Origin of the sequence: Ralstonia sp. NFACC01 (genome assembly GCF_900115545.1) — a bacterium.
Classification (GTDB): Bacteria; Pseudomonadota; Gammaproteobacteria; order Burkholderiales; family Burkholderiaceae; genus Ralstonia; species Ralstonia mojiangensis.
The window spans coordinates 150,757-159,837 of record NZ_FOWV01000010.1; the positions used below are offsets into that span (position 1 = coordinate 150,757).

Genomic DNA, 9,081 nt, shown 5'->3' on the forward strand with positions numbered 1-9,081 from the left:
CTCCTTGAGTTTGAGGCTGGCGTCTTGGTGTGACCCAAAGGCGCCGACCCTAAATCTTCGTCAATGGCTGCTGTTACCAGGGCATGGCGATGTTGCCGCCACGCCCTCACCGCATCGGCGCTCAGTTGCGCTCGAGGTCGATGTCGATACCCAGCGAGCGGATTTCCTTCACCAGCACGTTGAACGATTCCGGCATGCCGGCATCGATCGAGTGCTCGCCCTTGACGATGTTCTCGTACACCTTGGTCCGGCCGTTCACGTCATCCGACTTCACGGTCAGCATTTCCTGCAGCACGTAGGACGCGCCGTACGCTTCGAGTGCCCACACTTCCATTTCACCGAAACGCTGGCCACCGAACTGGGCCTTACCGCCCAGCGGCTGCTGCGTCACCAGCGAGTACGGACCGGTCGAACGCGCGTGCATCTTGTCGTCGACCAAGTGGTGCAGCTTCAGCATGTGCATCACGCCCAGCGTGACCGGACGCTCGAAGGCTTCACCGGTGCGACCGTCGAACAGCGTGACCTGTTGCTTGGAAGCAGTCAGGCCCTTCTCCTTCGCGATGTCTTCCGGATAGGCGAGGTCCAGCATGCGACGGATTTCATCCTCATGCGCACCATCGAACACCGGCGTCGCGAACGGCACGCCCTTCTTCAGGTTCTCGGCCAACTCCAGGATCTCAGCGTCCGACAGGCTGTCCAGATCTTCAACCTTGCCACTCTCATTGTAGATCTGACCCAGCAGCTTGCGGATCTCGGCAGCCTTGGCTTGCGCCTTGAGCATGTTGCCGATGCGCTCACCCAGACCGCGTGCGGCCCAGCCCAGGTGGGTTTCGAGAATCTGACCCACGTTCATCCGCGAAGGCACGCCCAGCGGGTTCAGCACGATGTCGGCAGGTGTGCCGTCGGCCATGTAGGGCATGTCTTCGATCGGGGTGATCTTCGACACAACACCCTTGTTACCGTGACGGCCGGCCATCTTGTCGCCAGGCTGCAGGCGACGCTTCACGGCCAGGTACACCTTGACCATCTTGATCACGCCCGGCGGCAGTTCGTCGCCTTGCGTGAGCTTCTTGCGCTTCTCTTCGAACGCGAGGTCGAAGTCGTGGCGCTTCTGCTCGATGGCAACCTTCACGGCTTCCAGTTGCAGCGCGACTTCGTCTTCCGCCGGGCGGATGTCGAACCAGTGCCACTTGTCCAGATCGGCCAGGTATTCTTTCGTAAGCGCGGTGCCCTTGGCCAGCTTCTTCGGACCGCCGTTGGCAACCTTGCCCACCAGCAGACGCTCCAGACGCTGGAAGGCATCGCCTTCCACGATACGCAGCTGGTCGTTCAGGTCCAGGCGGTAGCGCTTCAGCTCTTCGTCGATGATCGACTGGGCGCGCTTGTCACGCACCACGCCTTCACGCGTGAAGACCTGCACGTCGATCACGGTACCGCTCATGCCCGAAGGCACGCGCAGCGAGGTGTCCTTCACGTCGGACGCCTTCTCACCGAAGATCGCACGCAGCAGCTTCTCTTCCGGCGTCAGCTGGGTCTCGCCCTTGGGCGTGACCTTGCCGACCATCACGTCGCCGGCTTCCACTTCTGCGCCGATGTACGTGATGCCCGATTCGTCCAGGCGAGCCAGTTGGGCTTCGGCCAGGTTCGAGATGTCGCGCGTGATTTCTTCCGGTCCGAGCTTGGTGTCGCGAGCAACGACCGACAGCTCCTCGATGTGGATCGAGGTGTAGCGGTCTTCAGCCACGACGCGCTCCGAGATCAGGATCGAATCCTCGAAGTTGTAGCCGTTCCAGGGCATGAACGCGACCAGCATGTTCTGGCCGAGCGCCAGCTCGCCCATGTCGGTCGAGGCGCCGTCAGCGATCACGTCGCCGCGGGCAACGATGTCGCCAACCTTGACCATCGGCCGCTGGTTGATGTTCGTGTTCTGGTTCGAACGCGTGTACTTGATCAGGTTGTAGATGTCGACGCCAACTTCACCAGCGACGGCTTCGGCATCGTTCACGCGGATCACCACGCGGTTCGCGTCAACGTAGTCGACCACGCCGCCACGGGTTGCCTGCACGGCGGTACCCGAGTCCACTGCCACGGTGCGCTCGACGCCAGTACCCACCAGCGGCTTGTCTGCGCGCAGGCAAGGCACGGCCTGACGCTGCATGTTTGCGCCCATCAGTGCACGGTTTGCATCATCGTGCTCGAGGAATGGCACCAGCGAAGCTGCAGCCGACACGATCTGCGACGGTGCCACGTCGATGTACTGCACGCGGTCCGGCGTGACCATACGGGTTTCACGCTCGCTGCCTTCACGCGCGGAGACCAGTTCGTCGATCAGGTTGCCGTCCTTGTCCAGCGTCGCGTTGGCCTGCGCCACCACGTACTTGCCTTCCTCGATGGCCGACAGGTAATCCACCTGGTCGGTCAGCTTGCCGTTTTCAACCTTGCGGTACGGCGTTTCGAGGAAGCCGTAGTCGTTCAGTTGTGCGTACAGCGCCAGCGAGTTGATCAGACCGATGTTCGGGCCTTCCGGCGTTTCGATCGGGCACACGCGGCCGTAGTGGGTCGGGTGCACGTCACGGACTTCAAAGCCCGCACGCTCGCGCGTCAGACCGCCCGGGCCCAGGGCCGAAATACGGCGCTTGTGCGTGACTTCCGACAGCGGGTTGGTCTGGTCCATGAACTGCGACAGCTGCGACGAACCGAAGAACTCGCGAATCGCCGACGAAATCGGCTTCGAGTTGATCAGGTCGTGCGGCATCAGGTTTTCCGTCTCGGCCTGGCCCAGACGTTCCTTCACGGCACGCTCAACACGCGACAGACCGGCGCGGAACTGGTTTTCCGCCAGTTCGCCGACGCAACGCACGCGACGGTTGCCGAGGTGGTCGATATCGTCCACTTCGCCCTTGCCGTTACGCAGGTTCACCAGCAGCTTGATCGTGTCGAGGATGTCCTCGTCCGTCAGCACCATCGGGCCGGTACCGGCCGAACGGTTCAGGCGGCTGTTGACCTTCATGCGGCCAACGCGCGACAGGTCGTACGAGTCTTCGCTGTAGAACAGGCGTTGGAACAGCGCTTCAACGGCGTCTTCGGTCGGCGGCTCGCCGGGGCGCATCATCCGGTAGATGGCGATACGCGCGGCGGTCTGGTCGGCCGTGTCGTCTGTGCGCAGCGTGGCCGACATGTACGGACCTTGATCGAGGTCGTTCGTGTACAGCGTCTGGATTTCCTTCACGCCGGCGTCGCGCAGCTTCTCGAGCACGCCTTCGGTCAGTTCGTCGTTGGCGTTGGCCAGGACTTCACCGGTATCCGGATCGACGATGTTCTTCGCCAGCACGCGGCCCAGCAGGTAGTCTTCCGGCACGCTGATCAGCTTGGTGCCGGCGGAATCCAGGTCACGGATATGCTTGGCGTTGATGCGCTTGTCCTTCTCGACCACGACCTTGCCGTTCTTGTCGGAGATGTCGAAGCGAGCGACTTCGCCGCGCAGACGCTCGGGCACGAATTCCATCAGTGCGCCTTCGGTCTTGAGCGTGAAGTTATCGAACACGAAGAAGTGCGCCAGGATCTGCTCCGGCGTCAGGCCGATCGACTTCAGCAGGATCGTCACCGGCATCTTGCGGCGGCGGTCAACGCGGAAGTACAGGATGTCCTTCGGGTCGAATTCGAAATCGAGCCACGAGCCACGGTACGGAATGATCCGCGCCGAGAACAGCAGCTTGCCCGAGCTGTGCGTCTTGCCCTTGTCGTGCTCGAAGAACACGCCCGGCGAACGGTGCAGCTGGGACACGATCACACGTTCCGTACCGTTGATCACGAACGAACCGGTGGAGGTCATGAGCGGAATTTCGCCCATGTAGACTTCCTGCTCCTTGATCTCCTTGACCTTGGTGGGATTCTCGCGGTCGTTGATGATCAAGCGCACTTTAGCGCGCAGCGCCGAGTGGAAGGTCAGACCACGCTGCTGACATTCCTTGACGTCAAACGGCGGGTTGGACAGGTGGTACGACACGAACTCCATGCGTGCCAGACCATTGTGCGACACGATGGGGAAAATGGCGTTGAACGCCGCTTGCAGACCTTCGCTCTTGCGTTGTGCAACAGGAGCGTTCTCCTGCAAGAACTGGGCATACGATTGAATCTGGGTGGCAAGCAGGAAGGGAACCTGATGAACCGTTGCGCGTTTCGCGAAACTCTTGCGAATACGCTTCTTCTCGGTAAAGCTGTACGCCATGGGATCTCCGAATCATCGCAAGTGCGCGCGACGGACTTAAGGCGATAAGGCACGCCTGACACTTGAGGTGTTCAGCGACTGGTGACGGGATTTGGCGGTTGGCCGCTACCAACCTCTGGCTGACGGTACTGCGCGCGCCACCCGCACATGGACCCATGGAGTCCATGCTACGGACGGGGGAGTACCCGACCAAACTTGCCTTCTGCAGTCGGTTCAGAAGACAAACATCAGCGGACTGCGAACTGCTTAGTGTGCCACTGATGTTTGGCCTCTGCTGGCCTTGTCGAGGCCGGCTACCGGAAAACCCGGCAAAGAGACTTCAACGATACTTACAGCGTGATTGCGGGATCGCCCAACAATCGGTCCTACAAGCGCAAAAAGGCTGGCGCCGGGAAATCTCCCTTTGCCAGCCTCTATCGCGTACCGAGTACGGCACGCGAGACCTGCACTTACTTGGCTTCGGCTTCCGCGCCGGCTTCCACCAGCTTCTTCACCAGCTCGTCGGCAGTCTTCTTGTCGACGCCTTCCTTCACGGGCTTCGGTGCGCCATCGACCAGGTCCTTGGCTTCCTTCAGGCCCAGACCGGTGATTTCACGCACGGCCTTGATGACGCCAACCTTGTTCGCGCCGGCGCTCTTCAGCGTCACGGTGAATTCGGTTTGCTCTTCAGCAGCAGCAGCGCCACCAGCAGCAGCCGGACCGGCCACGGCCACGGCAGCAGCCGACACGCCAAACTTCTCTTCGAACGCCTTGACCAGGTCGTTCAGTTCCATCACGGACATCGCGCCAACGGCTTCCAGGATGTCGTCTTTGGTGATTGCCATTTGAATAACTCCAGAATGTGATTCGGTATCGATCGTGCGATCTGTACGTGGTGCAGCAGCCTATTAGGCCGCTGCAGCCTCGCCTTCGCCTTGCTTGGCAGCCAGGGCACCCAGGGCGCGGGCAAAGCCCGACACCGGAGCCTGCATGACGAACAGCAGCTTGCTGAGCAGTTCTTCGCGGCTCGGAATCGTTGCCAGCGCCTTCACGGCGTCGACGTCGAGAACCTTGCCATCGTACGAACCGGCGCGCAGCACCAGCTTGTCATTACCCTTGGCGAAATCGTTCAGCACCTTGGCCGGGGCCACTGCGTCTTCGGAAATACCGTAGATCAGCGGGCCAGTCAGTTGCTCGGCGAGTTCGGCAAACGGCGTGCCTTCAACAGCGCGGCGTGCCAGCGTGTTCTTCAGAACGCGCAGGTAGACGCCTTGCTGGCGCGCTTGCGCGCGCAGCTTGGTCAGATCGCCAACCGTGATACCGCGATATTCAGCGACGACGATGGTCGAGGCCTTGGCGACTTGCGCCGTTACCTCGGCCACGACGGCCTTCTTATCTTCGAGATTGAGTGCCACGGTTAAGCTCCAAAACGACTTCGGTTTCCGCAGTCACTACGGTCACCTCGGTCAGTCCAAAAGTACGGCGTCCGATTGGCACAAATCACTTCGGCAATACCAAAGTCACTCATTCCCTTCGGGGGCGCCATCTGCGTTGGCTAAGCACCGCCCCCGTTCCCGGAGGGATCCACTGATTAAGGTGTTGGCCCCGAGGAGCCCTTCACCGCCAACGGTCTTTGATAACCAGCGGCGTTGGCCTGCTTGCGCAAACGTCTACCACTGCCCAAAGTCTTGTCCCTCAAACTTCAAGGGCTCGCGCAGCCGGGGCCGCGCGAGAGAAAACTACTAACACCAGGATGGTTATCGGGCCGCCCGGTGCGAATGATCGGAAGCGATCAGGCAGCCAGGGTCGCCTGGTCAACGCGCACGCCCACGCCCATCGTCGACGAGACGGCGACCTTGCGCAGGTACACGCCCTTGCTCGATGCCGGCTTGGCCTTGGTGAGTGCATCCAGCAGTGCAGCCAGGTTGCTCTTCAGTGCGGCCGGCTCGAACGAGCGGCGACCGATGGTGGCGTGGATAATACCGGCCTTGTCGACACGGAATTGCACCTGACCAGCCTTGGCGTTCTTCACGGCCGTAGCAACGTCCGGCGTCACGGTGCCAACCTTCGGGTTCGGCATCAGGCCGCGCGGGCCCAGAATCTGACCCAGCGTACCGACCACGCGCATCGTGTCCGGCGAAGCGATCACGACGTCGAAGTCCATCTTGCCAGCCTTGATCTGCTCGGCGAGATCCTCCATGCCGACGATCTCAGCGCCAGCAGCCTTGGCTTGCTCGGCCTTGTCGCCTTGGGCGAACACGGCCACGCGCACCGACTTGCCGGTACCAGCAGGCAGCACCACCGAGCCACGGACGACTTGGTCCGACTTCTTTGCATCGATGCCCAGTTGCACAGCCACGTCGATGGACTCATCGAACTTGGCGCTGGCGCATTCCTTGACGAGGCTCAGCGCTTCGTCGATCGGGTAGAACTTGGTACGTTCGACCTTGGCCTTGTTCGCGGCCGCACGCTTCGAAATCTTTGCCATGATTACAGGCCCTCCACCGTGATACCCATCGAACGGGCGCTACCGGCGATCGTACGCACGGCGGCGTCCAGATCAGCTGCAGTAAGGTCAGCGTTCTTCGCCTTGGCGATTTCTTCTGCCTGAGCGCGGGTGATCTTGCCGACCTTGTCGGTATGCGGCTTGGCGGAACCCTTCTGAATACCGGCAGCCTTCTTGATGAGCACGGTCGCCGGCGGCGACTTCATCACGAAGGTGAAGCTCTTGTCGGCGAAGGCGGTGATCACCACCGGCACCGGCAGGCCCGGTTCCATACCTTGAGTCTGCGCGTTGAACGCCTTGCAGAACTCCATGATGTTCAGACCACGCTGACCCAGGGCCGGGCCGACGGGCGGGGACGGATTTGCTTTACCAGCCGGAATTTGCAGCTTGATAAAGCCAATAATTTTCTTGGCCATCTTGACTCCAATCCGGATTGCCTAGCTTAAACGACCACGGCAATCCTGTTGAGTGGTAACGCATCGGCGCAGAGCCGACGCTCCTCTGTGGCGCGGGCGGCTTCGCCACCGTTGCCCGCCAAGTCCAGTGGACCGGGCGAATGGCGCGGCGGCTTGCGCCACCACACCGATTTTTTTAAACCTTTTCGACCTGACCGAACTCAAGCTCGACCGGCGTCGCCCGCCCGAAGATCGTCACGGAAACGCGCAGGCGCGATTTCTCGTAGTTCACTTCCTCGACGTTGCCGTTGAAGTCGGTAAACGGGCCTTCCTTCACGCGCACCATTTCACCCACTTCGAACAGCGTCTTGGGACGCGGTTTTTCGACCCCTTCCTGAATCTGGGCCATGATCTTGTCGACTTCGCTCTTGGAAATCGGCGAGGGGCGATTGCCCGTACCACCGATAAAACCGGTCACCTTGGAAGTGTTCTTCACCAAGTGCCAGGTCTCGTCAGTCATTTCCATTTCGACAAAGACGTAGCCGGGAAACAGGCGGCGCTCAGTCACGGTCTTGCGACCGCTCTTGCTCTCCATCACCTCTTCCGACGGCACCAGAATCTGACCGAACAGATGTTGCAGGCCTTCGCGCTCAATGCGCTCCTGCAGCGCGCGTTGCACGCTTTTTTCCATGCCCGAATAGGCATGCACGACATACCAGCGCTTCTTCGAGGCCGGTGCGGACGAATCCGTGGACGTGTCGTTCACTACGTTATCCGTCATGGCTTCACCCGATTATTTCCAGCCCAGCACGAGCGAGAAGATCACCCACTCGATGAGCTTGTCCGCAGACCACAGGAACAAGGCCATGATCACCACGAACGCGAACACCAGACCGGTCATCTGCCCGGCTTCCTTGCGCGTCGGCCACACCACCTTTCGAACTTCGCGGTACGACTCGCGCGCGAACTCGATGAAGCCTTGCCCTGGGGCGGACACCAGCGCAACGCCTGCGCTAAGCACCAGCCCGCCGATCAGCGAGGCTGCTCGGACATAGCTTGGCTGTTGCGCCAGCAAATAAAAACCGATCACCCCAGCAACCAGCAGCAGGAACGCCAAGACCAGCAGCCATTTGCCGCTGGCGGTGTTGACGGTTTCGACGTTCGGATTGGCCATGTTTCCCAAACGAGACTAAGCCGCGTGGCGCGTTTTCCTGCGCGACGCGGCTGATGAATTGGCAGGGGCAGAGGGAATCGAACCCCCAACCTTCGGTTTTGGAGACCGACGCTCTGCCAGTTGAGCTATACCCCTAAAACAGCTTTGGGGTTGCCATTCCGGTCAACCCCACTCTGGCATCTCACGTGCGGCCGGTTGGCAGCCGCACGGAAGAGTTACAGCACTTACTCGATGATCTTAGCGACGACGCCGGCGCCGACGGTACGACCGCCTTCACGGATTGCGAAGCGCAGACCTTCTTCCATGGCGATCGGGGCGATCAGCTTGACAGTGATCGACACGTTGTCGCCCGGCATAACCATTTCCTTGTCGGCCGGCAACTCGATCGAGCCAGTCACGTCCGTCGTACGGAAGTAGAACTGTGGACGGTAGTTGTTGAAGAATGGCGTGTGACGGCCGCCTTCGTCCTTCGACAGGATGTAGACCTCGCCCGTGAAGTGCGTGTGCGGCTTGATCGAACCCGGCTTGCACAGCACTTGGCCGCGCTCGACGTCTTCGCGCTTCGTGCCACGCAGCAGGATACCGACGTTATCGCCTGCCTGACCTTGGTCCAGCAGCTTGCGGAACATTTCCACGCCCGTGCAGGTGGTCTTCTGCGTGGCCTTGATGCCGACGATTTCCAGTTCTTCGCCAACCTTGACGACGCCGCGCTCGATACGGCCGGTCACCACGGTGCCGCGACCCGAGATCGAGAACACGTCTTCCACCGGCATCAGGAACGTGCCGTCAACAGCGCGCT

At 60.9% G+C, this 9,081-nt stretch carries 8 protein-coding genes and 1 tRNA gene; all 9 read right to left on the reverse strand.

The features are described from left to right. Positions 1-121: 121 nt before the first annotated feature. A complete protein-coding gene (gene rpoB / locus BM136_RS22340; protein WP_092975860.1) occupies positions 122-4,228 on the reverse strand; it encodes a DNA-directed RNA polymerase subunit beta in 4,107 nt (1,368 codons plus the stop codon). Between the two features lie 449 nt (positions 4,229-4,677). Further along, positions 4,678-5,052: a 50S ribosomal protein L7/L12 gene (gene rplL / locus BM136_RS22345; protein ID WP_004634456.1), complete on the reverse strand. Its 375-nt coding sequence runs from the start codon at positions 5,050-5,052 to the stop codon at positions 4,678-4,680. A gap of 63 nt (positions 5,053-5,115) precedes the next feature. Next, positions 5,116-5,622, reverse strand: coding sequence for a 50S ribosomal protein L10 (gene rplJ / locus BM136_RS22350; protein ID WP_004634455.1), 507 nt, complete (start codon positions 5,620-5,622; stop codon positions 5,116-5,118). A 377-nt stretch (positions 5,623-5,999) separates the two neighbouring features. Then, positions 6,000-6,695, reverse strand: a complete 696-nt coding sequence (gene rplA, locus BM136_RS22355) for a 50S ribosomal protein L1 (RefSeq protein WP_004634454.1) — start codon at positions 6,693-6,695, stop codon at positions 6,000-6,002. Between the two features lie 2 nt (positions 6,696-6,697). Continuing rightward, positions 6,698-7,129: a 50S ribosomal protein L11 gene (gene rplK / locus BM136_RS22360; protein WP_004634453.1), complete on the reverse strand. Its 432-nt coding sequence runs from the start codon at positions 7,127-7,129 to the stop codon at positions 6,698-6,700. 175 nt (positions 7,130-7,304) lie between these two features. Continuing rightward, a complete protein-coding gene (gene nusG / locus BM136_RS22365; RefSeq protein ID WP_015855765.1) occupies positions 7,305-7,889 on the reverse strand; it encodes a transcription termination/antitermination protein NusG in 585 nt (194 codons plus the stop codon). Between the two features lie 12 nt (positions 7,890-7,901). Further along, the gene (gene secE / locus BM136_RS22370; RefSeq protein ID WP_092975863.1) at positions 7,902-8,282 is read right to left on the reverse strand and encodes a preprotein translocase subunit SecE; all 381 of its coding nucleotides are present in this window, start codon (positions 8,280-8,282) and stop codon (positions 7,902-7,904) included. Between the two features lie 59 nt (positions 8,283-8,341). Further along, positions 8,342-8,417 (reverse strand) — tRNA-Trp (locus tag BM136_RS22375). An 89-nt stretch (positions 8,418-8,506) separates the two neighbouring features. Further along, positions 8,507-9,081 (reverse strand): EF-Tu C-terminal domain-related protein (locus tag BM136_RS22380; RefSeq protein ID WP_028815764.1); only part of this gene is annotated, 575 nt, incomplete at its 5' end.